Genomic DNA, 24673 nt, shown 5'->3' with positions numbered 1-24673 from the left:
GCACGCGGCCTGGTTCGTGACGGCGCTTACGCGGCCAGCTTCGCGAGCGCGTCGTCGATCTGGCCGCGCGTGAGGGCGAGCTCTTCGAGCCAGGCCTCGCCGTACTGCGCGCCGGTTTCCCTCTCCAGCCGCGCGATGGTCGCGGCGCAGCGCGCGGCGTCCTTGGGCGTGGCGATGAACGCCTTCACCGACTGGCCGCCCTGGAACGCCTCGAACAGCGGCGCGCGGATTTCCTCGGGCAGCGCGCGCGTGGTCCACTGGTGCGTCTTGCCGTTGAAGGTGAGCGACGGCGGCAGCACGCGCTCCTTGCGCGTGGCCGGAATCAGGCCGAAATTGCGCGCGGCTTCGGCGATCTGCTCGGCCGTGAAAAGCTCCTCGGGGGCGATTTCGAATTGCGCGATGGCGGTTTCGACGGTCTTCATCGCGTCGGCGCGGTCGTCGCGCTTTTTCTGCGCGCGCGCGACGATGTCGCGCAGTTCGTCGGCTTCGTCGGCCGAGATCGTGAAGCTCGCCTGTTTCTGCTGAAGCTCGGAAAAGCGCTGGAATTCTTGATCGGTCAGAAGTTTCGCCATGGGTTTCGAATGCGCGTGAGCCGCTCGCTCGCCGTTTTGCGGCAGCGCGCGGCGCACAGGTTTTTTTGAGAGGGCCGCCATTCTAACCGTTTTGCGTGGCCGGCTTGAGCCCCACTGCGCATCAGGCCGCGCCGTCCTCGCGAAACATCGACAAGGTCTGCACGGTCGCGCTAAGCATTCGGGTCGCCTCATCGAGCGAGGGAGCGACATAGTCGTCGATGCGCTTGAGGAACGGGCAGGTGAGCGCCGCGATCGCCTGACCCGAAGGCCCGAGCACGGGAAACGTCACGTCCGTCACGCCGAAAATCTGCTGACTGTCCTTGCGCGAGAAGCCCGCCTCGCGCACCTGCTCGCACGCGGCTTCGAGCGCCGCGTGGTCGATCGCCACCTCGCCCTTCACCTTCGTATGCTCCGCGAGCATGTGCGCGCGCTGCTCCGGCGTTTGCCAGGCGAGCAGCGTGCGGCCCGAACTCGTATCGACGAGACCCACGCGCGAACCCAGCCGCACCGCGATGCCCCAGGTGCCCGGCCCGTCCACCTGGGCGATCACGAGCAGGTTGCCGCGGTCGTAGACGGTGAGATGGCAGGACTGCTCGGCTTCGTCGGCAAAGCGCTGCATGAGCGGCAGCGCTTCCGAGATCAGGCGCTCCATGGGCGGGTGACGGTGGGCGAGCGCGAAGAGTTTCAGGCTCAGCGCATAGCGGTCGCCGCCTTCCGAGCGGATGACGTATTGCCGCGCCACCAGCCGCTCGAGCATGCGGTAGATCTCGCTCGCGTTGCGCCCCAGCGCCTTCGTGATCTCGGCGCGCGTGAGGCCGGCGCGCTGCTCCGCAAGCAGTTCGAGAATGTCGAGCCCCTTGTCCAGCGCGGGCGCGCGATAGCGATCGGTGTCGTCTTTCTCGTCGGCTTCTTCGGGCACGTTGTCCATCTGGCGCTTCTTCGTGTTCTTTTCCATTCGATCGTCCCCAGGGAAATCACGGACCCATGCTGCACTGCACATCGCTTGACCTCGCGATGTGCGTATATGAATAATACGTTCACTGGTGAACAAAAACCAGCATCGTCAGATAAGGAAGAGGCAGTTGCAACGGGTCGCCGGCGCTTCGAGCATTCCACGTGGGCGCGGCAAACACATGCGATTCATTAACGACAGCATCGGCGTGCGAGGCGCGTCGACAGGAGACACACATGGCGTTCGCATTCGGGCTCTCGAAGGCCCGCCGCTCCACCGGCATTCATCAAGCGCGCGGCGCCTTCGCCCGCGCCTCCACCCGGACGCTGTGCGTCGCCGCGGCCTGTGCTGCGGCGTTCGGCGCGTCGAGTGCAGTTAACGCAGCCGAACCCGGCAAGGTCGGCCTCGGCCTGCCGCTCCTCACTTCGCCGTTCTGGCAGTCGTACAACAACTACCTCGGCGCTTATGCGAAGCAGGACGGCATCGACATCCTCGCGCCCGTGAACTCGAACAACGATCCCGCCCAGCAGATCACGGACATGAACAACATGATCAATCTGGGCGCGAAGGGCATCGTGGTCGGGCCGATCGATTCGGCGGCGATCAGCCGCGCGCTCGGCAACGCCGCGCAGAAAGACGTGAAGGTCGTGGCCGTGGACGTCGCGCCCACGCAGGGCAACGTGGCGATGGTCGTGCGCGCCGACAATCGCGCCTACGGCGAGCAGGCCTGCAAATACATCGGCGAGCACGTGAAGTCGGGCAAGGTCGTGCAGATCATGGGCGACCTCGCCTCGGTGAACGGCCGCGACCGCTCGGAAGCGTTCCGCGCGTGCCTGAAGAACTATCCGAGTCTGTCGCTGCTCGAAATTCCGGCCGGCTGGAAGGGTGACGTCGCGGCAAGCGCGCTGGACAGCCTGCTCACCGCGAACCCCGACGTGAAGGGCATCTACATGCAGGCGGGCGGTGTGTATCTCTCGCCCACGCTGCAAACGCTGCGCCGCAAGCAGCTGCTCTTTCCCGCGGGCGATCCGAAGCACATCGTGATCGTTTCCAATGACGGCATTCCGCAGGAGTTCGACGCCATCCGCAAGGGCGAGATCGATGCGACCGTATCGCAGCCCGCCGACCTCTATGCGAAGTACGGCCTCTACTACATCAAGGCCGCGCTGGAGGGCAAGACGTTCAAGCCGGGCAAGACCGATCACGACAGCACCATCATCCAGCTGCAGTCCGGCATTCTCGAAGACCAGTTGCCGGCGCCGCTCGTGACGAAGCAGAACGTCGACGACAAGAACCTGTGGGGCAACACCGTCAAATGAACGATCGAACCAGCGATCGGGCCGTGGCGGATAGCGCGCCGCCGTGGGGCGGCGCGCTATGGGCGGGCAGCCGCGAGGCGGCCATGCGGGCCCGCTTGCCGGTGGTCGAGGCGAGCGGCGTGACGAAGCGCTATGGCTCCACCGCGGCGCTCGCCGACGTGAGCCTGCGCGTGATGGCCGGCGAATCGCACGCGCTGGTGGGCCGAAACGGCGCGGGCAAGTCCACGCTCGTTTCGATCCTCACCGGCCTGCGCAAGCCCGACGAAGGCAGCGTGCGCTTCAACGGCGAGAGTGCGCCCGCGCTCGCCGATCGCGACGCCTGGCGCGAGCGCGTGGCCTGCGTGTATCAGCATTCGACCATCATTCGCGATCTCACGGTCGCGGAGAACCTTTTCATCAATCGCCAGCCAACCCGGCGCGGGGTGATCGACTGGCCCACCATGCGTCGCGACGCGCGTGCGCTGCTCGACCACTGGCGCATCGACGTGCGCGAGAACGCGCGCGCGGGCGACCTCACGGTCGAGGCGCGCCAGCTCGTCGAGATCGCACGGGCGCTTTCGTATGGCGCGCGTTTCATCATCCTCGACGAACCGACCGCGCAACTTGACGGCAACGAAATCAAGCGGCTCTTCCGGCGCATCGACGAATTGCAGCGCGAAGGCGTGACGTTCCTGTTCATCTCGCACCATCTGCAGGAGGTGTACGAGATTTGCCAGGCCGTCACGGTGCTGCGCGACGCGCGGCACATCGTGAGCGCAAGCGTGGCCGAGTTGCCGCGCGAGCGGCTCATCGAAGCCATGACGGGCGAGCGCGGCGGCCTGAATGTCGCCGATGCGGCGGCGCGCGCGGCGCTGCCCGCCAACGCGCCGCTCGCGCTCGAAGTGCGCAGCCTCACGGGGCATGACTATCACGACGTGTCGTTCACGCTCAAGCGCGGCGAAGTGGTGGGCCTCACGGGCGCGACAAGCAGCGGCCGCACGAGCGTGGGCGAGGCGATTGCGGGACTCGCGGCGCAGCGCGCGGGCGAGATTCGCGTGAAAGGCGTGCCGCTCACGCCCGGCGACGTGCCCGCGGCGCTCGCGAGCGGCGTGGGCTGCGTGCCGAAGGACCGCCATCACGAAGGGCTCGTGCTCACGCAGTCGGTGGCCGAGAACGCTTCCATGACGATTGCGGGCTTGCTGGGGCGCTTCGGTTTCGCCCCGCCGGCGAAGAAGCAGGCATTCGGCAAGCGCATGATCGAGGCGCTCGGCATCGTCGCGCAGGGTCCGGATCATGTGGTGTCGGGGCTTTCGGGCGGCAATCAGCAAAAGGTGGTGATGGCGCGTGCATTGGCAAGCAATCCTGACGTTCTCGTGCTGATCGACCCGACGGCGGGCGTGGACGTGAAGTCGAAGCAAGCGTTGCTCTCGGTCGTGGACCGTGTGCGCGAGGAAGGCAAGGCCGTGCTCGTGGTGTCGAGCGAACTCGACGACTTGCGCACCTGCGACCGCGTGCTCGTGATGTTTCGCGGCGAGGTGGTCGCCGAGATGGCGGCCGGATGGCAGGACCACGAACTGATCGCATCGATTGAAGGAGTCGATCTCCATGAAGAATAGTGTTTCGACGCCCGCGTTCGCGGCGGCGCAGGCCGATGCGGCCGCGAGCGCTCGCCGGGCGCGTCCGCGCATCCAGCTGGCGCGCCTGCGCGATTTCGCGTTGCTGCCGGCGCTGGTGCTGCTGCTCGTGATCGGTGGCTTCGTGAGCCCGAGCTTTCTCACGCGCGCGAATCTCATCAGCGTGCTCGGGGCTTCCGCTGCGCTCGCGCTCGTGGTGCTCGCCGAATCGCTGATCGTGCTCACGGGCAAGTTCGATCTTTCGCTCGAATCGACCGTGGGCATTGCGCCCGCCGTCGGCGCGATGCTCGTCATGCCGGCCGCTTCGGCGGGCTTCGGCCTGCAATGGCCCGCGTTTGCGGGGCTCGCCGCCATCGTGGCGGTCGGCGCACTGATCGGCTTCATCAACGGCTTTCTGGTGGTGCGGCTGCGCCTGAACGCGTTCATCGTCACGCTGGCGATGCTGATCGTGCTGCGCGGCATGCTGGTGGGCGCAACCAAAGGCGGCACGCTCTTCGACATGCCGTCGTCGTTCTTCGCGCTCGCCACCACCATCGTGCTCGGCCTGCCGGTTTCCGTGTGGCTCGCCGCTGCCGCGTTCGCGATCGCGGCGTTCATGCTGCGCTATCACCGCGTGGGCCGCGCGCTCTACGCGATCGGCGGCAATCCCGACGCGGCGCGCGCCGCCGGCATCCGCGTGGAGCGCATCACGTGGGGCGTGTTCGTGCTCGGCAGCGTGCTCGCCGCGATTGGCGGCTTGATCGTCACCGGCTACGTGGGCGCGATCAACGCGAATCAGGGCAACGGCATGATCTTCACGGTGTTCGCGGCGGCCGTGATCGGCGGCATCTCGCTCGACGGCGGCAAGGGCACGATGCTCGGCGCGCTCTCGGGCGTGCTGCTGCTCGGCGTGGTGCAGAACCTGCTCACGCTCGCCCAGGTGCCGTCGTTCTGGATCCAGGCGATTTACGGAGCGATCATCCTGGGCTCGCTGATGGTGGCGCGGCTCGCCGGCGGCGAGGCGCAGAACTAAACGCGGAGACTATCTGTGAACGGCAACGCACCCCATACCGACGCCCGCCTGATTCTGCTCGCGCCCGAGGACAACTGCCTGATCGCGGCGGCGCGTCTGGCAGCGGGCGAGACGGTGGAGATAGAAGGCGAGCGCGTGACGCTCGCGAAGACGATTGAACTCGGTCACAAAGTGGCGCGCCGCGCGCTTGAGCAAGACGAGAAGGTGCTGCGCTATGGCGCGCGCATCGGCCACGTGAACGAGCCGGTGGCGCGCGGCGCGCATCTGCACACGCACAACCTGGAAAGCGATTACTTGCCGACCTATACGCACGACGCGGGGCACGAGTTCGTGCCGCACAAGTAACGCCACCATGATGCGGCACGCGCCGCGAGCAGGATTCAAGTTATGAGCGATAGCAACGTCACCCCTTCACCAGCCTCCGCGCCCATGCTCGCAGGCTGGCTGCGCAACGACGGCCGCAAGGGCATTCGCAACGTGGTTGCGGTGGCCTATCTCGTGGAATGCGCGCACCATGTGGCGCAGGAAATCGTCGCGCAGTTCCGCGAGCCCTTTGGCGCGTTCGACGATCCGCACTCGCTGCGGCAGCCAAAAGAGCCGCCGGTGCATCTGATCGGTTTTCCGGGCTGTTTCCCGAACAGCTACGCCGAGAAGATGATGAAGCAGCTCACCACGCATCCGAATGTGGGCGCGGTGCTGTTCGTTTCGCTCGGCTGCGAGAGCATGAACAAGCACTATCTCGTGGAGCAGGTGCGCGCGAGCGGCCGTCCGGTAGAGGTCCTGACGATCCAGGAAAAGGGCGGTACACGCAGCACGATCCAGTACGGTCTCGACTGGGTACGCGAAGCGCGTGCGCAACTTGCCGCGCAACAGAAGGTGCCGATGCGGCTCGACGAACTCGTGGTCGGCACGATTTGCGGCGGCTCGGACGGCACGAGCGGCATCACCGCCAATCCGGCTGTGGGCCGCGCCTTCGATCAGCTGATCGCGGCGGGTTCGGCCTGCATTTTCGAGGAGACCGGCGAGCTGGTGGGCTGCGAATTCCACATGAAGAGCCGCGCGGCCAGGCCCGAGCTGGGCGAGGAGATCGTCGCGTGCGTGGCCAAGGCGGCGCGCTACTACTCGATTCTCGGCCACGGTTCGTTTGCCGTCGGCAACGCGGACGGCGGCCTCACCACGCAGGAAGAGAAGTCGCTCGGCGCGTATGCGAAAAGCGGCGCCTCGCCGATCGTCGGCATCGTGAAGCCGGGTGACGTGCCGCCCACGGGCGGTCTCTATCTGCTCGACGTGGTGCCCGACGGCGAGCCGCGCTTCGGCTTTCCGAATATCAGCGACAATGCGGAAATCGCGGAGCTGATCGCCTGCGGCGCGCACGTGATCCTGTTCACGACGGGGCGCGGGTCGGTGGTGGGTTCGGCGCTTGCGCCGGTCATCAAAGTGTGCGCGAACCCGCTGACCTACCGCAACCTCGCCGGCGACATGGACGTGGACGCGGGCCGCATTCTCGAAGGGCGCGCGACGCTCGACGAAGTGGGGCGCGAAGTGTTCGACCGCACGCTGGCGGTGGCGGGCGGCGAGCGTTCGAAGTCGGAAATGCTCGGGCACCAGGAGTTTATCCTCACGTACAAGAGCTTCGAGCCCGTCGGCCCCGCATGCCTGCCCGCCAGTGCGCGCGTGGCTATAGTCGAAGCCGCGAACTGAACCGCGCAGTCGGACGATTTCGTTGTGGGAACAACCATCTCCAGGAGGTGACGAGCCATGGCGCAAGAACAGCATCCCAGGGTGGCGCACAGGCGCCGTATCGGCCGCACGGCGCTCGAAGTCAGCGCATTGGGTCTAGGCACCGCGCCGCTCGGCGGCCTGTATCGCGACCTGTCCGAAGAAGAGGCGCAAGCCACTGTCGACGCCGCGTGGGAAGCCGGCATCCGCTTTTTCGACACCGCGCCGCACTACGGCCACACCAAGGCCGAGCACCGGCTGGGCGCGGCGCTGCGGCGCTATCCGCGCAACGAGTACGTGATTTCCACGAAAGTGGGCCGCCATTTCGTGCCGCGCACGCACCCATACGACGGCAGCGAGGGCTGGCAAAATCCGCTGCCCTTCGAGGCGATCTTCGACTACACGCGCGACGGCATCCTGCGTTCGTTCGAGGACAGCCAGCAGCGGCTCGGCCTCGTCGATATCGATATCCTGCTCGTGCACGATATCGGCCGCTACACGCACGGCGAGCGCAACGAGCACTACTGGCGGCAACTGCGCGACAGCGGTTTCAAGGCGCTCGATGAATTGCGCAAGGCGGGCGCGATCAAGGCGATCGGCTTCGGCGTGAACGAGCGCGAAGTGATACGCGAGGCGATGCAGGAGTTCGACATCGACTGCGCGCTGCTGGCGGGCCGCTATACGCTGCTCGAACAGGCGCCGCTCGACGACCTGCTGCCCGAATGCGAGAAGAAGGGCGTGAGCATTCTGCTCGGCGGCGCGTTCAATTCGGGCATCCTCGCGCACGGGCTGCTCGGCGAACTCAAGTTCAACTACGCCGACGCGCCTCAGGAAGTGGTCGAACGCGTGGCGCGGCTCGATACGATCTGCCGGACCTACGACGCGCCGCTCGCGGCGGCGGCGCTGCAGTTTCCGTATGCGCACCCGGCCGTGGCGACAGTGCTCAACGGCGCACGCAGCCCGCAGGAGGTGCGCGAGAACGTCGCCTCGTTCGAGACGAATTTGCCCAGCGAGTTGTGGCTCGCGCTGCGCGACAAGGGTCTCCTCGATCCGCGCGCGCCGCTGCCGCAGGCCTGAGCCATGGCTACGACCGAACGGATCGACGCCCATCAGCACTATTGGGACCCCGCGCGCGGCGACTACGGCTGGCTCACGCCCTCGATGACCGTGCTTTATCGCGCGTTCGGACCCGCCGATCTCGCGCCGCTGCGCGCGTCGTGCGGCGTGGCGCGCACGGTGGTCGTGCAGGCCGCGCCGACTGTCGAAGAAACGCGCTGGCTGCTCGATCTTGCGCGCCATGAGCCGTCGATTGCAGGCGTGGTGGGCTGGGTGCCGCTGGACGACCCGCATGTCGCCACGCTGATCGCCGAACTCGCGCGCGAGCCGAAGCTGCGCGGCGTGCGCCCCATGCTGCAGGATTTGCCCGACGACGACTGGATCGAGAACGCCGATACCGCGCGCGGCGTGGAAGCGCTCATCGCACACGATCTCGCCTTCGACGCACTCGTTTTCACGCGCCATGCGCATGCACTCGCGACATTTCTCGCGCGCAATCCCGCGCTGCGCGTGGTGATCGATCATGGCGCGAAGCCGCCAATTGCCGACGGTGGCGAAAGCGGTTACACGGCGTGGTCGCAGGCCATCTCGCGGTTCGCGCGATTTCCGCAAGTGCACTGCAAGCTCTCGGGGCTCGCGACCGAAGCCGCGCCCGGCTGGGACGACGCCACGCTGGCGCCGTGGGTCGCGCATCTGCTTGCGTCGTTCGGGCCGCAACGCCTCATGTGGGGCAGCGACTGGCCGGTGCTGAACCTGAACGGCGACTACGCACGCTGGTACGCGAGCGCGCAACGGCTTACACAAGCACTTTCCGTAGACGAGCGCGCCGCCGTATTCGGCGGCAACGCTGCGGCTTTCTATCGGCTTAAAACCGGGCTCGGGGACCCTCCAGCCGGTTAGAAAACGTCCGCCGAACGCCACGAGGCGCGCCTGCGTCGCCATAATGGCCGTTTGCGTCATCCCAACTTCTTCCCGCGATTGCATCGCTCGATCGCGGCATGAGACGCCTGCTGCAATACGGGGTATCGCCGTGCCGCGCTTCCAACCGGAGTGGCAGATGGTACAAAGACTGGCCGGCAAGACGGCCTTGATCACCGCGGCGGGCCAGGGCATCGGCTACGCGGCCGCCGAACTGTTCGCGCGCGAAGGCGCACGCGTGATCGCCACGGACCTGCGCATCGACGCGCTGGCGGCGCTGCCGGTCGAGGCGCGCAAGCTCGACGTGCTCGACGGCGCGGCCATCACGGCGCTCGCGCAGGAACTGGGCTCGATCGACGTGCTGTTCAACTGCGCGGGCTTCGTGCACGCGGGCTCGATCCTGGAAGCGAGCGAAGAAGACTGGGACTTCGCGTTCGATCTGAACGCGAAGGCGATGTACCGGACCATCCGCGCCTTCCTGCCGGGCATGCTGGCGAAGGGCGGCGGGTCGATCATCAACATGTCGTCGGCGGCGTCGAGCGTGAAGGGCGTGCCCAACCGCTTCGTGTACGGCGCCTCGAAGGCCGCTGTGATAGGGTTGACGAAGGCCGTGGCCGCCGACTTCGTGACGCGCGGCGTCCGCTGCAACGCGATCTGCCCGGGCACCGTGTCGTCGCCGTCGCTGGAGGAGCGCATCGCCACGCAGGCGGCGGCGCAGGGCACGAGCGTGGACGCGGCGCGCGCCGCGTTCGTTGCGCGCCAGCCGATGGGGCGCGTGGGCAAGCCCGAGGAAATCGCGGCGCTCGCGCTCTACCTTGCCTCCGACGAATCCGGTTTCACGACCGGCCAGGCGCATGTGATCGACGGCGGATGGTCGAACTAGTTAGCCCGAACCATCGCCCCAGGCGATTCTGACCGACTGCAACGCACAGACACACGAGGAACACAGACGATGAAACTGCTTCGCTATGGCCCGAAGGGCCACGAAAAACCGGGCCTGCTCGACGCCGAAGGCCGCATTCGCGCGCTCTCGGGCAACGTGGCCGACATTGCGGGCGACGTGCTCTCGGACGCCGGCCTCGCGCAACTGCGCTCGATCGACCCGGAAACGCTGCCGCTCGTCGAGGGCAATCCGCGTATCGGGCCCTGCGTGGGCCATATCGGCAAGATGGTCTGCATCGGCCTGAACTATGCCGATCACGCCGCCGAGTCGGGCATGCCGGTGCCGGGCGAGCCGGTCGTCTTCAACAAGTGGACGAGCGCCATCGTCGGCCCGAACGACGACATCGAGATCCCGCGCGGCTCGCAGAAGACCGACTGGGAAGTCGAACTGGGCGTGGTGATCGGCAAGCATGCGAAGAACGTGAGCGAGGCCGATGCGCTCAACTACGTGGCGGGCTACTGCGTGATCAACGACGTCTCCGAGCGCGCATGGCAGATCGAGCGCGGCGGCCAGTGGGACAAGGGCAAGGGCTTCGACACCTTCGGCCCGACCGGCCCGTGGCTCGTCACGCGCGACGAAGTGGCCGATCCGCAGAACCTCTCCATGTGGCTCGAAGTCGACGGCCATCGCTACCAGAACGGCAGCACGCGCACGATGATCTTCACGGTCGCGAAGCTGGTTTCGTATCTCTCGGAGTGCATGAGCCTGCAGCCGGGCGACGTGATCTCCACCGGCACGCCGCCGGGCGTGGGCATGGGCGTGAAGCCGAACCCCGTGTACCTGAAGGCGGGGCAGACGGTGCGCCTTGGCATCGAGGGCCTGGGCGAGCAGCAGCAGAAAACGCGCGCGGCCGAGTAAGCGCGCCTGAAGACACACGAAAAAGCGCGCGAGGGGAGGCGGGATACACCCGCTTCGCCTCGCGCGCTTCGTTTTACGGCGCGGACCTTTCAGTTCGTCGGACTTTTGTCTTCCGGCCCGCTGCCTTCCGCGAGCCGGTTCACCGTCCCCTGCGCGAGCGCCACGAGCTTTTCGTCGCCGTTTTCCATCACGTACACGCTGCACTGGCAGGTGGCCTGGTGGCGCCCCGCGTGCACCACGCGCGCCCGCGCCATCAGCGTGCCCTTGAGCGCCGGGCGCAGATAGTTGATCTTGTATTCCCCCGTCACCACCCGCGGCCCGAGCGCCAGCGCGCCGGCGAAGGTCAGCGCGTTGTCGGCGAGATAGCTGATCACGCCGCCATGCACGTAGCCGTGCTGCTGCTTGAGGTCGTCGCGTACGGGCAGGCGCAGGGTCAGCTCGTCGGCTCCCACGTGGGTCAGTTCCGTTCCGAGCAGCACGCTGAACGGTTGGGCGTGCAATGCGCCGCGTGCGCGGTCCACAAGATCTGTCATCGTCGCGTTCCCTGGGTCTATCCCCGAGTGGTTTCCTAACCACTCTAGGAAGCCACAGCGTCGAGTCAAGGTGAATCGAATCGAGTCGGCATTCTATTGTTGCGAGAAATGCAGGGAATGGCCGTGCAACCATTGCCGAAATGATCCGTTGCGCATTTTGGGGCGTTTTTTCACGGTTTAGGGCTCAAAAACCGGGGTTGCGTGGCCGTAAACGCAGTGCGGGCCCGAGCGATCACATGCTCGCGCCTCACTCATTCACTGCCATCCAGGTGTCCCGATGTTCAGCAAGATCAAGGTCGCATCCGGCCTGTTGTGTGTCCTCGTCGCGTTCTGTGTACTGCAGCTCGTGACCGCAGGACTTGGTTACTGGTCGCTCACGCGCACGCACGACGACGTGGCCGACCTCTCGAAAGTGGCGTTGCGGCAGGCGAGCGCCGCCAACGTCATCACCCAGCAGTTGATGGACGCCCGTATCAATCTCTCGCGCGCGGGCACGCGCATGGTCCGTGGCGGCACGGTGCCGACCGACATGGTCAATCACGCGCGCGACCAGCTGGCCGCCGCCGATACCACGTTCGCGGCGCTCATGGCCGTACCGCCGATCAACGACGACAACCGCGCGCGCGTCGCCGCGCTCGGCGAGCGCTACCAGGTGTACCGCAAGGCGCTCGGCGAGCTGATCGACGACCTCAACGGCAACAATCTGCAGGCCTTCCTCGACCAGCCGACGCAGTCGTACCAGGACGCCTATCTCGCGGAGCTGCACGCGTTCACGCAGTTCAACGCCGCGGCGAGCCGCGCTTCGCTCGATTCGATCGACTCGCGCCTCGCGCTCTTCCAGGGCGTGGGCATCGTCATCCTGCTCCTGCTGATCGCGCTCGCGACCGGCGTGCACTTCGCGCTGCGCCGCGGTGTGGTGGAGCCGCTCGAGGAAGCAGGGCGCCATTTCGACCGCATCGCACGCGGGCGCCTCGACGAGCGCATCGCCGCGCGCGGCGAGAACGAGATCGGCCGGCTGTTCCAGGGCCTGTCGCTGATGCAGTCGAGCCTCGCGCGCACGGTCCACACCGTGCGCGAAACGGCCGGCTCGATCAACGTGGGCGCCGACGAGATCGCCACCGGCAACGCCGATCTGTCGGCGCGCACCGAATCGCAGGCGGCGTCGCTCGAGCAGACGGCAGCGAGCATGGAGGAACTGACGGGCACCGTGCGCAACACGGCCGAGAACGCGCGCGAGGCGAACGCGCTGGCCGAGGCGGCGCTCGACGCGACCGCGCGCGGCGGCGCCGTGGTGGGCGAGGTGGTCGAGCGCATGCGCGGCATTGCGCAAAGCTCGGACAAGATCGCGGAGATCATCGGCGTGATCGACGGCATCGCGTTCCAGACCAACATCCTCGCGCTCAACGCGGCCGTGGAAGCGGCGCGCGCGGGCGAGCAGGGCCGCGGTTTCGCGGTCGTGGCGGGCGAGGTGCGCGGACTCGCGCAGCGCAGCGCGCAGTCGGCCAAGGAGATCAAGACGCTGATCAGCGAGTCGGTGTCGCAGATCCGCGGCGGCTCGGAGCTGGTGGAGCGCGCAGGCGAGTCGATGCGCGAGGTGTCGAACTCGATCTCGCGGGCCACGCAGATGATGGCGGGGATCAGCGCCTCGTCGCTCGAGCAGAGCACGGGCATTGATCAGGTGAATCAGGCCGTTTCGCAGATGGACCAGATGACCCAGCAGAACGCGGCGCTCGTCGAGGAGGCCGCGGCTGCCGCGGCTTCGTTGCATCAGCAGACGCGCCAGCTTTCCGAGGCTGTGGCGGCGTTCGAGATTTCGCCGGCGGTGCTGGCGGCCTGAATGGCTTGAACTGCCGGAACGGCTTATCGCTCCGGCTGGCGGGCTTGCGCCCGCCTGCCTCGGCGCTTCGCGCTATTGCGCCTCAGACGCCCATGCCCTGGTAGGCCGTCAAGAGGTGATACGGCGTCGTGGACGGCATGTCCGCGCGCGCCACGTCGCCGTTTGCGCTGCGGCATTCCACCCAGCCCTGCGGCGTGAGAAAGCGCGGCGCGAAACGGCCGATCTGCGGCGCGAGCGCGGCGCGTACTGCGGCGTCGCCGTGCGTGGCGAGCGCGCGCAGGTATTCCGTTTGCGCCCAGATGCGCTGCGTCGCATCAATGACCCGGCCCTGCTCGTCGAGCGCGGCCGCCACGGCGCCCGTTTCCGGGTCCACGCCGTGCCTCTGTGCAAAGACGAAGGCGCGCGCGAGCGCTTCGTCCAGTCCTGATGCGCCCAGCCGCGCGCCTGCGCGCGTTGCCAGCCAGAACCATTCGAACTGATGCCCGGGCTCGAGGCGGTTGTCCGCCGCGCCGATCGGCAATTCGGCGATGCAACCCGTCGGCGCGTGCAGGAAGCCGCGTGCGAGCGCCTCGACGAGACGCGTGATCGCCGTGTCGAACGCGCTGTCGCCGGTCGCTTCGCTCGCCGCGAGCCAGGCTTCGGTGAGGTGCATGAGCGGATTCTGCAGCGGGCCGCCGGTGACGCTCGCGAAGGACGCGTCGAGCGCCGCGTTGAGCAGGCCGTCGCGGGCCGCGAAGCGGTCGACGATCAGCGCGGACGTTTCGCGCGCGACGTCGAGCGCCTCGGCCGCGCCGAAGCGCTGGCCGTAGGCCGCGGTGGCGAACACCACGAAGGCGTGCGTGTAGAGATCCTTGGTGGTGTCGAGCGGCGCGCCGGCTGCGTCGACACTATAGAACCATCCGCCGTGCTGCGGGTCCCGATAAGTGTGGCGCAGGGTTTCGAAGAGCGTTTGCGCGTGCGCGGCGTCGCCGGCCTGGGAGAAGACGAAGAGCTGGCGGGCGCACGCCATCGCGCGGTAGCGCGTGACGGGCAGCGGCTGCGCGCCGGCCGCATCGAGCGCCTCGTAGGGCAGGCGCAGTTCGGCATTGAAGCCCGGGCCGCGCCACATCGGCAGGACGACGCGGTCGAAATGCTCGCGCAGGCTGGCTGCGCTCGTAGGTGTGTTCATGGCGTAAAGGTGCGGCGAAGCGCGTCGCATCAAAAGAGCAATGCCGGCGATTGTACGCATTCGCGCATGGCACGGACATTCCGGCCCGCCGCAGCGCGTTTGCCCACGACAACAAGACCCGGAGGGTGACAACAATGATCGGAAACTGGGAACTCATTGCGCGCCTGGTGCTGGCCGCGCTGCTCGGTAGCGTGATCGGCTTCGAGCGCGAGCGGCTTTCGTGGGCGGCGGGGCTGCGCACCCATATGCTCGTGAGCGTGGGCTCGGCGCTCATCATGCTCGTCTCGGCGTACGGTTTCGCCGACGTCCTCAAGGACGACCACGTCGTGCTCGATCCTTCGCGGATGGCGGCGCAGGTCGTCTCGGGCATCGGCTTTCTCGGCGCGGGCTCGATCCTGCTGCGCGGCGAGATCGTGCGCGGCCTCACGACGGCGGCGAGCCTCTGGTCGGTCGCGGCCGTGGGCCTCGCGGTGGGCGGCGGGCTCTATACGGGCGCGATTGCGGCGACCGTCATCATTCTCATCATCCTCGCGGGCATCAAGCCGCTCGAGCGGCGCTTCATCACGTTCCGGCAGCGACGCCAGCTCACGCTGCTGGTGAGCCGCGGCGCGCTCACGTTTCACTCGCTGCACGACGCGCTCGGCACGTCGAGCCCGCGCGTGAAGCAGTTCGTCGTGCAGCAGAGCGACGACTCGCCCGAGCTGGACGAGGTGATGATCACGCTGAGCCGCGTGTCGTCGACGGAATACGAGGCGATTTGCGCGACGCTGCGCCGCTTGCCCGACGTGAAGGACTTTCGCGAGGACGGCGCAGCGGGTTGACTGCGCGGGGCGCTGGATCGATGCCGGCTGGGTAAGTCGGGGCAGAGCCCCTGGCCGCGCGTTCCGGCATGCGACAATGCGCGTTCGAACCAGAACACGAGGACGTCGCCAAGCGGCCGTGACCGGCCGGCGCGCGACGCGAACCGCATCGCTGACCCATGGCTGATTACGCAGATACCGCATCCTTGAGCTCTTCGCATCCCGAACGCAACGCGCCGTGGCAGCCCCGCGCGACGTCTGCGTCGTCCGACGTGACTGAATCCCCGCTTGCTGTCGAATCCGACGCTCCGCACGCGCTTGCCGGCGAGGAACTCGCCGCCGTTGCCGAAGCGGATGCCCCTGTGCGCCAGGGCACGCTGAGCGGCTTCGAAAGTCCCGAGTCCACTCACGCGGTGGCAGCGTCCGTCGACGAGGCGGGCGCGGCGAGCCCTGTTGCGGCTGCAACGACCGCGCGCCGCGCGCCGCGGGCGAAACGTGCCGCGACGCCTGCCGTGGCCGAGGCGGCGGAGCCGGGCGTTGGAGCGGTCCAGGAACCGGCTGCCGCAGCCTTTGTCGCCGAGCCGTCGTTTGCCGCCGGCCCTGCCGAGCGCGTGGAGCCCATTGGGTTCGCGTCCGAAGCGGCGCAGGCGGCCACCGAGCCGGACACGCTCGCGCAGCGCCTCGACGCGCTCCAGGGCGCGCTCGCCGAGCAGCGCCGCATGGCAGTCGCCTCGTCGCGGCAACAAAAGTGGGTGCTCGCCGCTGCTTCGGTGGCGGTGCTCGCATCGGTCGGTTTCGGCATTGCGCAGTCGGTGCGGCTCGACAGCCTCGCAAACGAATCCCGCGCCGACGAGGCGCGCCTCGAGCAGTTCATCCTGAAGCAGCAGTCCACGCTCGACGACCTGTCGCAGCGCGTGGCCGCGCAAACCGCGGCGGCCGCCGCAGCTGCTGCGGCCGCGACCGCCGCCGCGGAAACCCCGGCGGCGGCGCCCGCACGCGTGTCGTCCAGGGCCGCCCCCGCCAAGGCATCGCCGGCCCCCGCACGCCGTGCCGCGGCGCATGCCCCGCATACGGCTCACGCGAAAAGCGCCCAGAAAGCCACGCGCTGACCGGCTTCGTCCGGCGATCCCGCCCCTGTATCCGAAATCTCGATGCGTTGTATTGCTGCAACGCATTGATTGCGCTCGACCCTGTGCGACGGCGCGTCGCAGATTTTTTGCTGCGCTGCACTAGCGTTGCCCTAGGGAAAACCCTATAATTCGTTCTGCCTTAGGGAAAACCCTGAACTGCAGCTTAACTGGGAGTCGCCATGAGCTTCATCTTTGCCCTGTTCCAAAAGGTAAGCGACCTCTTCGCGTCGCCGTATCTGCCGATGGATTCGGAATACTCGTACGAAGCGCGCCACCGCGAAGCCGAGCGCGTTCGCCGTTCGCACTACATGCCGTTCGGCATGCCGCGTGACTGATCGAAGCTGAGGCGCTTCGGGCGGCGCGCGCCGTCCAACGCGTTTCTCCGGTCAGACCGCCAGGTCTTCAAGCAAGGCCGGCTCTCGCAAGAGAGCCGGCCTTGCTGCGTTTGGGGCGGCTGCAAGCCGAAGCCGTTTCGCCTCGCGTGACGGCAGCCGCGCGCGGCTCGTGTCATAGTGATGCCGCTTCGAAATCGCTACGCCTCATCATGTCCAATACCTACTTCTACGACCCCGCCCAGGGCCATGGCCTGCCGCACGATCCGTTCAAGGCGATCGTCGCGCCACGCGTGATCGGCTGGATCTCCAGCCGCGCGAAAAGCGGCGCGCTCAATCTCGCGCCCTACAGCTTCTTCGGCGCGTTCGCCACGTTTCCACCGATCATCGGGTTCTGCAGCGAAGGCCGCAAGGACAGCATCAGCAATATCGAAGAGACCGGAGAGTTCGTCTGGAATCTCACGTCGAAGGCGCTGGCGCCGCAGATGAACCGCACCTCCGCGCCGGTCGCCGCCGACGTCGACGAATTCGCGCTCGCCGGCCTCACGGCCGCGCCGGGCCGCAGCGTGGCGGTGCCGCACGTGGCCGAGTCGCCGGCCGCGCTCGAATGCAAGCTGCTGAAAGTCGTGCGGCTCAACACGCTCGATGGCGCGCCCATGGACAACTGGCTCGCGCTCGGGCAGGTGGTGGGTGTGCACATTCGCGAGGAATTCCTGAAGGACGGCCTGTTCGACACGCACGCCGCCCAGCCCGTGATGCGCGCGGGCTATCGCGCCGACTACGCACAGATCGGCGAGATGTTCCAGATGGTGCGGCCGGGCGCGTAAGCCGCTGCGGGCGTGCGCTTCGGGATCAACGGGGCGCGGCGTTGCCGCGTCCTGTCCGCCCGCCGATAATGGCCGACAGCGCGAGGCGCGCAAGGAGGCAACTCATGCAATCTCCGACAGGATCGGTGGTGGCGCTCAGCTCAGCCGCCTCGACGATGTTTTCGATCGGCATGATCGCGCTGGGCTACTGGGGGCTGCACGAGCCTTCGGCCTGGCGCATTGGCGACCGGGTGGTCGTCGGCATCGCGCTCGCGGGCTTCGCGTGCCTCGGCAGCGTGCCCTGGCTCGCCACTTCGCCCGCGAAGCCCAACGACGAGTCGCGCTTTCTGATGGCGCGCCGTGCCTTTCTTTGCGGTGCGGCCGCGGTGTGGGTGTCTATCGCGCTCTCGCTGGCGTTGTGACGCGCGCATCGAACGCGAGCAATTCACCCGCCTGTGACTGGCTACACCCATTGGGCCAGGGATTGCTGTTGCGGGCGTGCAACTCAAGCAACACATCAAGGCTCGTTATTGATTTCGCCGCACGCGCCCAAGGCCGCATCGCAGCGCAATTGCTGCAATTTTGTGAAAGATTATGCCAATCCCAGGAAGAAACCGTTCTTAGCGGGCCGGCTTTTGCGCTTCTAAACTAGCGCCGCGTTTCCTTCCATCTCAAGCAAACACGGGCTATCCCATGAAGAAAGTTTCCATTGCCGCTGCCGTTTGCGCAGCGTTTGCGGCGTCCGCTGCCCACGCGCAGAGCTCGGTCACCCTCTACGGCCTGGTCGACGCGGGCATCGCCTATACGAACAACGTTGCCACCACTCAGAATGGCCTGCCCGGCCACGGTAGCGGCCGCGTCGCACTTGCAAGCGGCAATATCAGCGGCAGCCGCTTCGGCCTGCGCGGTGCGGAAGATCTCGGCGGCGGTCTCAAGGCTATCTTCGTGCTCGAAAACGGCTTCAACGTGAACAACGGCGCGCTCGGCCAGGGCGGCCGCATGTTCGGCCGTCAAGCGTTCGTCGGCCTGAGCACCGATCAATACGGCACGCTCACGATGGGCCGCCAGTATGACTCGATGGTCGACTACGTGGCGCCGCTGTCCGGCACGGCGGGCACGTTCGGCGACGCGGGCTTCGCGCACGTGTACGACAACGACAACCTGCAACATACGGTCCGCTTCAGCAACTCGGTGAAGTTCTCGAGTATCGACTACGCCGGCTTCAAGTTCGGCGGCATGTACGCCTTCAGCAACAGCACCAGTTTCGCCGTCGATCGTGCGTACAGCGCCGGTGCGAGCTACAACAACGGCCCGCTGCGACTGGCCGCGGCCTACCTCCAGATCAACGGCTCGGCGGCGGCGAGCAGTCCGTCGGGCGCGGTAAATCAGAACGTTGCGGCTGACCCGAGCGAGTTCAAGTCGACCGCAGGCGGCGGCAACCTGACGGCGGATGTGCAGCGCACGGTCGGTGCAGGCGTCGGCTATACGTTCGGCCCGGCGGCGGTCAACTTCGTCTACACGCACAGCCAGTACCAGAACACGTCCGCGTTCGGCCTGAACGCGGCGAGCGGTTCGACGCACTTCGACAACTATGAACTGAACGTCAAGTACGCACTCACGCCGGCGCTGAATCTCGGCCTCATGGATACTTTTACGGACGGTCATCTGAACGGCGTGAGCAAGTCGAACGTCAGCTCCGATCCGAAGTGGAACCAGGTCAACGCGATTGCGCGCTACTCGCTGTCGAAGCGCACGGAAATTTACGGTGAAGCGATGTACCAGCACGCGATCGGTGGCAACAACGTCGCAGTGATGTACAACGCCGGTGGTTTCTCGGGGACGAGCAATCAGGTGATGGGCGCGGTCGGCATGCTGACCCGCTTCTAAGCGTCCATTAGAACCCCATCCTGCGGCGGTCGGGGGTGGATCGTTGCAGCAGGACTGCGAGGCAGTCAGTGGATATCGCAGTCTGCTACAAGGTAAGTCATTGGCCCGCCGCCTCGGCGGGCCTTTTTCATGTGCAGGCGAGGCAGGGCACGAGCTATCCAGTCGCGATGGAGGAATGCCGGCCTTGTTCGGCAAGCTTCGCATTTCCTTCTCGTCGAACTCGCGGGTAGGCGGGCGTCGTCGTGCCGGCTTGATCATCTCGAGCCCTTTAGCCTCGTTCCCGTTCATGCTGGACATGCGAAGAAAGGGGCGACCGGCGTGGGCGACCGGCGTGGGCGACCGGCGGGGCGACCGGCGAGGGCGACCGGCGAGGGCGACCGGCGAGTTTGGTACGATTCACGCTTTGCCAGCCGACCCTACCTGCCGCGTGAAGCGTTACGTGCCGTTGATCCGCGATCGAATCGCGATGTCGTTGTCCCGCCTGAAGCCTGCCGCCGCGCGGCTGGGCGGGTTTATTCGTCCGCTGGGGGCGCGTGCGCGCCATCATCTGCGGCATCCCACGCGGCGCGGCGTGCTCATGACGATTGGCGCGGTGCCGGCGCTCGTCCTGCTCTACGTGCTCGTGCTGATTCCGTTCACGCCGAGCATTGGCGACATCCGCAAGGCGCGGGTGGACGAGCCGGCCCAGATTCTTTCCGCCGACGGCAAGGTGCTCGCCGAGTTCAAGCCCTCGAACCGCGAATGGGTGCCGCTCGCACAGATCTCGCCGCACATGGTCGATGCGCTGATCTCCACCGAGGATCACCGTTTCTACGAGCACCACGGCATCGACTTCAAGCGCACGGCGGGCGCGGCGCTGCACACGTTCTCGGGCGAGCGCCAGGGCGGCTCGACCATCACGCAGCAACTCGCGCGCAATCTCTATCCCGATGAAATCGGCCGCGCGCCCACGCTCACGCGCAAGATCAAGGAAGCGATCACGGCGTTCAAGATCGAGGCGGTGTACAGCAAGCAGCAGATTCTCGAGACGTATCTGAACACGGTGCCGTTCCTCTACAACGCCTACGGCATCGAGATGGCGGCGCGCACCTACTTCGGCGTTTCGGCCGATCAGCTCGACATCCTGCAAGCCGCGACGCTCACTGGCATGCTCAAGGGCAACGCCTACTACAACCCGGTGATCAACCCCGAGCGCGCGCTCGCGCGGCGCAACACCGTGCTCGGCCAGATGGTGAAGTACGGCAAGCTCAGCGAGGCCCAGTACGCCACGCTCTCGAAGAAGCCGCTGCGCCTCGACTTCGAGCGTCAGACCGAGCCGCCCGGCCCCGCGCCGCACTTCGCGCTGCAACTGCGCAAGTGGCTGATTTCCTGGGCCGACCGCAACGACTACAACATCTATTCGGATGGCCTCGTGGTGCGCACCACGATCGATTCGCGCCTCCAGCAGATGGCCACCGCCGCGCTGCGCCAGCACACGAACCAGCTGCAGGGCATCGCCAACGGCGCATGGAGCGGACGCAACGGCTGCGTGGCCGGCAACGACCTGTTCGCGACCTTCATGCGCGAAACGCAGGACTACAAGAGCGCCCGCGACGCCGGTGCGAACGACGCCGACGCGCTCAAGCAGCTCGCCGGCGACCGCACCTTCATGCGCAACCTCTGCAAGAGCAAGACCGCGGTGGAGGCGGGCTTCCTCGCCATCGACCCGCGCAACGGGCAGATCAAGGCGTGGGTGGGCAGCCGCGACTTCACCGACGAACCGTTCGACCACGTGCAGCAGGCGCGACGTCAGCCGGGCTCGACGTTCAAGCCGTTCGTGTACGGCGCGGCCTACGCGGCGGGCGCGAAGCCGAGCGACACGTTCATCGACCAGCCGGTGGAGATTCCGCTGGCGGGCGGCGAAATCTGGAAGCCGACCGACGACGTGCCGCCGAGCAATCGCCCGATGACGCTGCGCGACGCGATCGCGTTCTCGCGCAACCGCATCACCGCGCAACTGATGCAGACGGTGGGCCCGGACAAGGTCGCGCGGCTCGCGCGCGCGATGGGCGTGCGAGACAGTCAGCTCGATCCGGTGCCGTCGCTCGCGCTCGGCACGAGCCCGGTCACGTTGAAGGAGATGGTCTCCGCGTACAGCACCATCGCCAACGACGGCGAGTATCTCGAACCGCGCATGGTCACGAGTATCGAGGACCACAAGGGCAACGTGCTCGCGCAGTTCGAGAGCGCTTCGCCCGAGCGGGCGCTTTCGGCAGAGGCGGACCGCACGCTGCTCGACACGATGCGCGACGTCGTCAACCGCGGCACGGGTGCGGCCATCCGCTCGCGCTTCGGCATTCGCGGCGACGTGGCGGGCAAGACCGGCACGACCCAGGGCAACACGGACGGCTGGTTCATCCTGATGGACCCGCAACTCGTGGCGGGCGCGTGGGTGGGCTTCGACGACGGCCGTGTGACGCTCGACGACTACTGGGGGCAGGGCGCGCGCAGCGCGCTGCCGATCGTCGGCGACTTCTTCCAGCGTGCGCAGCGCTCGCGCCTCGTCGATTCGCGTGCACGCTTCAACACCGAGGTGACGCCGGGCGCGTTCGAAACCTTCCGCGAGAACCTGCGGGCGTGGATGGACAAGCTGTTTGGCAAGCACGAAGCGCCGCCTGCGGCCCCGCCGGTGCGGCATGCGCCGCCGCCGCGCGTGAGCGCGCCGGCACCGGCCTCCGTGCCGGCTGCGGCCTCGGAGGCGGGGGCGTCGGCGCCTGCGGAGGCATCGGCACCGTCTGCCGCTTCGGCGACAGCCGCGGAATCCGCGGCGCGCGCGATCATGGGCCTGCCGCCGATCATCGGGCCGTCCAGCGCGCCGGCGGCGCTTGCCCCGCAGCCCTCGTATCCGGCGCAGGCGCCGGCGCTCGCGCCGACCCCGACGCCCGACGAGGCGGACCCTGACACGCCGGGCGCGAGCGCGAGCTACACGCCGCCCGTGGCCCAACCGCAGCAGGGGCAATGAGCGGGGCGTCGTGCCTTTAACAAAAAAGGCAGCGTCTCGTGACGCTGCCTTTTTAATTTGTTGGGCACTGCGAATCATGCCCTGAAGGTGCTACGCGTGCGTTACTCGCGCACCTTGAACACGGAAACGAGTTCGGTGAGCGCTGCCGCATGATCGTTGAGCGCGGCGGCGGCGCGCTCGGCGTCGCCCACCAGCGCGGCGTTCTGCTGCGTCGCCGCGCCGATCTGCGAAACCGCGATATTGACCTGCTCGATGCCGCCCGACTGTTCGTGCGAGGCCACGCTGATTTCGCCGATGATCGAGCGCACTTCATCCACGCGCGCGACGATGCCGCGCATGGTCGTGCTCGCTTCGCCGGCAATGCGGTAGCCCGTCTCGACCGTCGACGACGACTCGGTGATCAGCGCCGAGATTTCCTTCGCGGCCGCCGCGCTGCGCTGCGCGAGCGCGCGCACTTCGCTCGCGACCACCGCGAAGCCCTTGCCGTGCTCGCCCGCCCGCGCCGCTTCCACGGCCGCGTTGAGCGCGAGAATGTTGGTCTGGAACGCGATGCCGTCGATCACGCCCGTGATCTCGGCGATCTTCTGCGATGCGCGGCTGATGTCGTTCATCGTTTCCACGACGCGGCTCACGGCGCGCCCGCCGTCGAGCGCGGCTTCGGCTGCGCTCGTTACCACGGTGTTGGCGCGCGTCGCGTGATCGGCATTCTGCTGCACGGTCGAGGTCAGTTCCTCCATGCTCGCCGCCGTCTCCTCCAGGCTGCTCGCCTGGCTCGCGATGCGCGAAGCGATCTCGCCGCTGCCCTGCGCGATGCGCGAGGTGTCCTCGCTCATCTGCGCCGTGGCGCTGCGCACCTGCGCGACGATCTGCGCAAGGCCCACGCCGATGCCGTCGATGGCGCGCGTGAGGCGGCCGATCTCGTCGGCGCCCGCCGCGCCCTGCGCGTTTGCGGCACTGCCATTGCCGATGCCGTTGCGGCTGTCGTTGCCGATGCGCACCGTGAGGTCGCCCGCGGCGAGCTGGCCGGCGGCTTGCGCGGCGGCGTCGAGCGGCCGGCTCACGAGGCGGCGCGCCGCGTAGATCGACAGCGCCGCGAACAGCGCGACCAGCACGAGGCCGATGGCCGCGAAGCGGTCGCGCGTGGCGTTCACCTCCGACATGATCTCGTCGCGCACGGCCACGCCGCCCACGAGCCATTGCCACTGCGGCACGCTCACGAACGAGACGAACTTCGCGCGCGCGTCGCCCTCGCCGCGCGTCGAGTCGGCGGAGGTGTAGTCGAGCGTGCCTTCGCGCGCTTCGAGCATGCGCGACCAGGGCGCGTCGGCGTCGTCGTAGTGTTTGCCGACGGCGCTCGGGTGCACGAGGAAGGTGCCGCGCGTCGGGCCGTTCGAAGCATCCATCACGAAGTAATAGCCGCTCTCGCCGATCTTGAGCTTGGCGATTTCGCTCTTGAGCGCATCGATCTGCGCGCCCACGTCCACGCCGACGAACAGCGCGCCGATCACGTGGCCGCTCGCGTCGAGAATCGGCTTGTACTGCGTGATGTACTGCTTGCCGAACAACTGGGCGAGGCCGGTATAGGTGCGGTTGGCCATCACCGGGCCATACGCGGGGCCCTTGCGGTCGAGCAGCGTGCCGATCGCGCGCGAGCCGTCCTGCTTTTTGAGCGAGGTGGTCACGCGCACGAAGTCGTCGCCGCTGCGCGCGAAAACGGTAGCGATTTCACCGCTGCGTGCGAGGAACTGGTCGGGGATTGTGAAGTCCAGGTTCAGCACGTGGTCGCCGGACTTGAAGACCGGCGTGGCCTTGCCGCCAATGTCGACTGTCTGCGTGGGGTCGAGCGTGAAGGCGCCGGGCAGGAAGCTCTCGAAGAGCTGCATGGCGCGGTCGACTTCGGCTTCGAGCGCGCCGTTGATGAGCGAGATCGACGAGGCGACCGCCTGATCCTTTTCGGCAATGCGCGAGCGCACCTGTTCGCCGACCTGCGTTGCCGCCGAATGCGTGATCGCCCACGTGAAGGCGGCAAATATGGCTGCGACGAGCACGCACGATAGCAAGGCGAGGCGCACGCCGACACTCGCGCGGCTTGATAAGCGTGAAAGCATGGATTCGGTTCCGGAAAGAGCTTGTAAAGAAGGAACCTGCGCCTTCGAGGCGCTGGCATGACGCATTACGGCGCGCGCGCGCGATCCTTTAGGGCTAGAACCGAAAAAC

General features: G+C 67.2%; 22 protein-coding genes. 17 read left to right on the top strand and 5 right to left on the bottom strand.

Going from position 1 to position 24673, the window contains the following annotated elements:
- Window positions 1-26: 26 nt before the first annotated feature.
- Together AB4Y42_RS03110 and AB4Y42_RS03105 are read right to left on the bottom strand one after the other, a co-directional pair.
- Window positions 27-572: a hypothetical protein gene (locus AB4Y42_RS03110; protein WP_368693354.1), complete on the bottom strand. Its 546-nt coding sequence runs from the start codon at window positions 570-572 to the stop codon at window positions 27-29.
- 121 nt (window positions 573-693) lie between these two features.
- Window positions 694-1527 (bottom strand): IclR family transcriptional regulator, encoded by an 834-nt coding sequence (locus tag AB4Y42_RS03105; protein ID WP_368693353.1) that lies wholly within the window; start codon window positions 1525-1527, stop codon window positions 694-696.
- Window positions 1528-1760: 233 nt separating this feature from the next.
- On the opposite strand from AB4Y42_RS03105, the gene AB4Y42_RS03100 reads away from it, so the two are divergent.
- From AB4Y42_RS03100 to AB4Y42_RS03060, 9 genes are all read left to right on the top strand, one after another.
- Window positions 1761-2843 carry a sugar ABC transporter substrate-binding protein gene (locus AB4Y42_RS03100; RefSeq protein ID WP_368693352.1) on the top strand — a complete coding sequence of 361 codons (1083 nt, stop codon included), beginning with the start codon at window positions 1761-1763 and terminating at the stop codon, window positions 2841-2843.
- 83 nt (window positions 2844-2926) lie between these two features.
- Window positions 2927-4438: a sugar ABC transporter ATP-binding protein gene (locus AB4Y42_RS03095; protein ID WP_368693405.1), complete on the top strand. Its 1512-nt coding sequence runs from the start codon at window positions 2927-2929 to the stop codon at window positions 4436-4438.
- A complete protein-coding gene (locus AB4Y42_RS03090; protein WP_324156819.1) occupies window positions 4428-5468 on the top strand; it encodes an ABC transporter permease in 1041 nt (346 codons plus the stop codon). The genes AB4Y42_RS03095 and AB4Y42_RS03090 overlap by 11 nt, the downstream gene beginning before the upstream one ends.
- Before the next feature lie 15 nt (window positions 5469-5483).
- Entirely contained in the window at window positions 5484-5813 is a 330-nt protein-coding gene (locus AB4Y42_RS03085) for a UxaA family hydrolase (RefSeq protein ID WP_368693351.1), read from the top strand.
- 42 nt (window positions 5814-5855) lie between these two features.
- Entirely contained in the window at window positions 5856-7169 is a 1314-nt protein-coding gene (locus AB4Y42_RS03080; RefSeq protein WP_368693350.1) for a UxaA family hydrolase, read from the top strand.
- Window positions 7170-7226: 57 nt separating this feature from the next.
- A complete protein-coding gene (locus AB4Y42_RS03075) occupies window positions 7227-8264 on the top strand; it encodes an aldo/keto reductase (RefSeq protein WP_368693349.1) in 1038 nt (345 codons plus the stop codon).
- 3 nt (window positions 8265-8267) lie between these two features.
- Window positions 8268-9143, top strand: a complete 876-nt coding sequence (locus tag AB4Y42_RS03070; RefSeq protein ID WP_368693348.1) for an amidohydrolase — start codon at window positions 8268-8270, stop codon at window positions 9141-9143.
- 157 nt (window positions 9144-9300) lie between these two features.
- Window positions 9301-10044 (top strand): SDR family oxidoreductase, encoded by a 744-nt coding sequence (locus AB4Y42_RS03065; protein ID WP_368693347.1) that lies wholly within the window; start codon window positions 9301-9303, stop codon window positions 10042-10044.
- Window positions 10045-10113: 69 nt separating this feature from the next.
- On the top strand, window positions 10114-10962 hold the full coding sequence (locus AB4Y42_RS03060) for an ureidoglycolate lyase (protein WP_368693346.1): 849 nt from the start codon (window positions 10114-10116) through the stop codon (window positions 10960-10962).
- Window positions 10963-11051: 89 nt separating this feature from the next.
- Here the strand turns inward: AB4Y42_RS03060 and AB4Y42_RS03055 are convergent, their stop codons facing one another.
- On the bottom strand, window positions 11052-11495 hold the full coding sequence (locus tag AB4Y42_RS03055) for a PaaI family thioesterase (protein WP_069261437.1): 444 nt from the start codon (window positions 11493-11495) through the stop codon (window positions 11052-11054).
- A gap of 277 nt (window positions 11496-11772) precedes the next feature.
- On the opposite strand from AB4Y42_RS03055, the gene AB4Y42_RS03050 reads away from it, so the two are divergent.
- Window positions 11773-13332 carry a methyl-accepting chemotaxis protein gene (locus AB4Y42_RS03050; protein WP_368693345.1) on the top strand — a complete coding sequence of 520 codons (1560 nt, stop codon included), beginning with the start codon at window positions 11773-11775 and terminating at the stop codon, window positions 13330-13332.
- 82 nt (window positions 13333-13414) lie between these two features.
- Here AB4Y42_RS03050 and AB4Y42_RS03045 read toward each other — a convergent pair whose 3' ends face one another.
- Window positions 13415-14500 (bottom strand): AGE family epimerase/isomerase, encoded by a 1086-nt coding sequence (locus tag AB4Y42_RS03045; protein ID WP_368689246.1) that lies wholly within the window; start codon window positions 14498-14500, stop codon window positions 13415-13417.
- Window positions 14501-14634: 134 nt separating this feature from the next.
- On the opposite strand from AB4Y42_RS03045, the gene AB4Y42_RS03040 reads away from it, so the two are divergent.
- From AB4Y42_RS03040 to AB4Y42_RS03010, 7 genes are all read left to right on the top strand, one after another.
- Entirely contained in the window at window positions 14635-15321 is a 687-nt protein-coding gene (locus AB4Y42_RS03040; protein WP_368689247.1) for an MgtC/SapB family protein, read from the top strand.
- A gap of 251 nt (window positions 15322-15572) precedes the next feature.
- Window positions 15573-16409 (top strand): hypothetical protein, encoded by an 837-nt coding sequence (locus AB4Y42_RS03035; protein WP_368693344.1) that lies wholly within the window; start codon window positions 15573-15575, stop codon window positions 16407-16409.
- A 200-nt stretch (window positions 16410-16609) separates the two neighbouring features.
- Window positions 16610-16765 carry a hypothetical protein gene (locus AB4Y42_RS03030; RefSeq protein WP_165822904.1) on the top strand — a complete coding sequence of 52 codons (156 nt, stop codon included), beginning with the start codon at window positions 16610-16612 and terminating at the stop codon, window positions 16763-16765.
- A 209-nt stretch (window positions 16766-16974) separates the two neighbouring features.
- Window positions 16975-17589 carry a flavin reductase family protein gene (locus AB4Y42_RS03025; protein ID WP_342918504.1) on the top strand — a complete coding sequence of 205 codons (615 nt, stop codon included), beginning with the start codon at window positions 16975-16977 and terminating at the stop codon, window positions 17587-17589.
- 104 nt (window positions 17590-17693) lie between these two features.
- Window positions 17694-17990: a hypothetical protein gene (locus AB4Y42_RS03020; RefSeq protein ID WP_368689250.1), complete on the top strand. Its 297-nt coding sequence runs from the start codon at window positions 17694-17696 to the stop codon at window positions 17988-17990.
- A 271-nt stretch (window positions 17991-18261) separates the two neighbouring features.
- Window positions 18262-19455 (top strand): porin, encoded by a 1194-nt coding sequence (locus AB4Y42_RS03015; RefSeq protein WP_368689251.1) that lies wholly within the window; start codon window positions 18262-18264, stop codon window positions 19453-19455.
- Window positions 19456-19921: 466 nt separating this feature from the next.
- Window positions 19922-22456, top strand: a complete 2535-nt coding sequence (locus AB4Y42_RS03010; RefSeq protein WP_368693343.1) for a transglycosylase domain-containing protein — start codon at window positions 19922-19924, stop codon at window positions 22454-22456.
- A 101-nt stretch (window positions 22457-22557) separates the two neighbouring features.
- Here the strand turns inward: AB4Y42_RS03010 and AB4Y42_RS03005 are convergent, their stop codons facing one another.
- Window positions 22558-24564, bottom strand: a complete 2007-nt coding sequence (locus AB4Y42_RS03005; RefSeq protein ID WP_368693342.1) for a Cache 3/Cache 2 fusion domain-containing protein — start codon at window positions 24562-24564, stop codon at window positions 22558-22560.
- Between the last annotated feature and the right edge of the window lie 109 nt (window positions 24565-24673).

The sequence above is a fragment of the Paraburkholderia sp. EG286B genome (assembly GCF_040965655.1).
GTDB lineage: Bacteria > Pseudomonadota > Gammaproteobacteria > Burkholderiales > Burkholderiaceae > Paraburkholderia.
The sequence above is the reverse complement of the archived record's forward strand: the minus strand, read 5'-3'. Positions and strand labels throughout refer to the sequence as shown.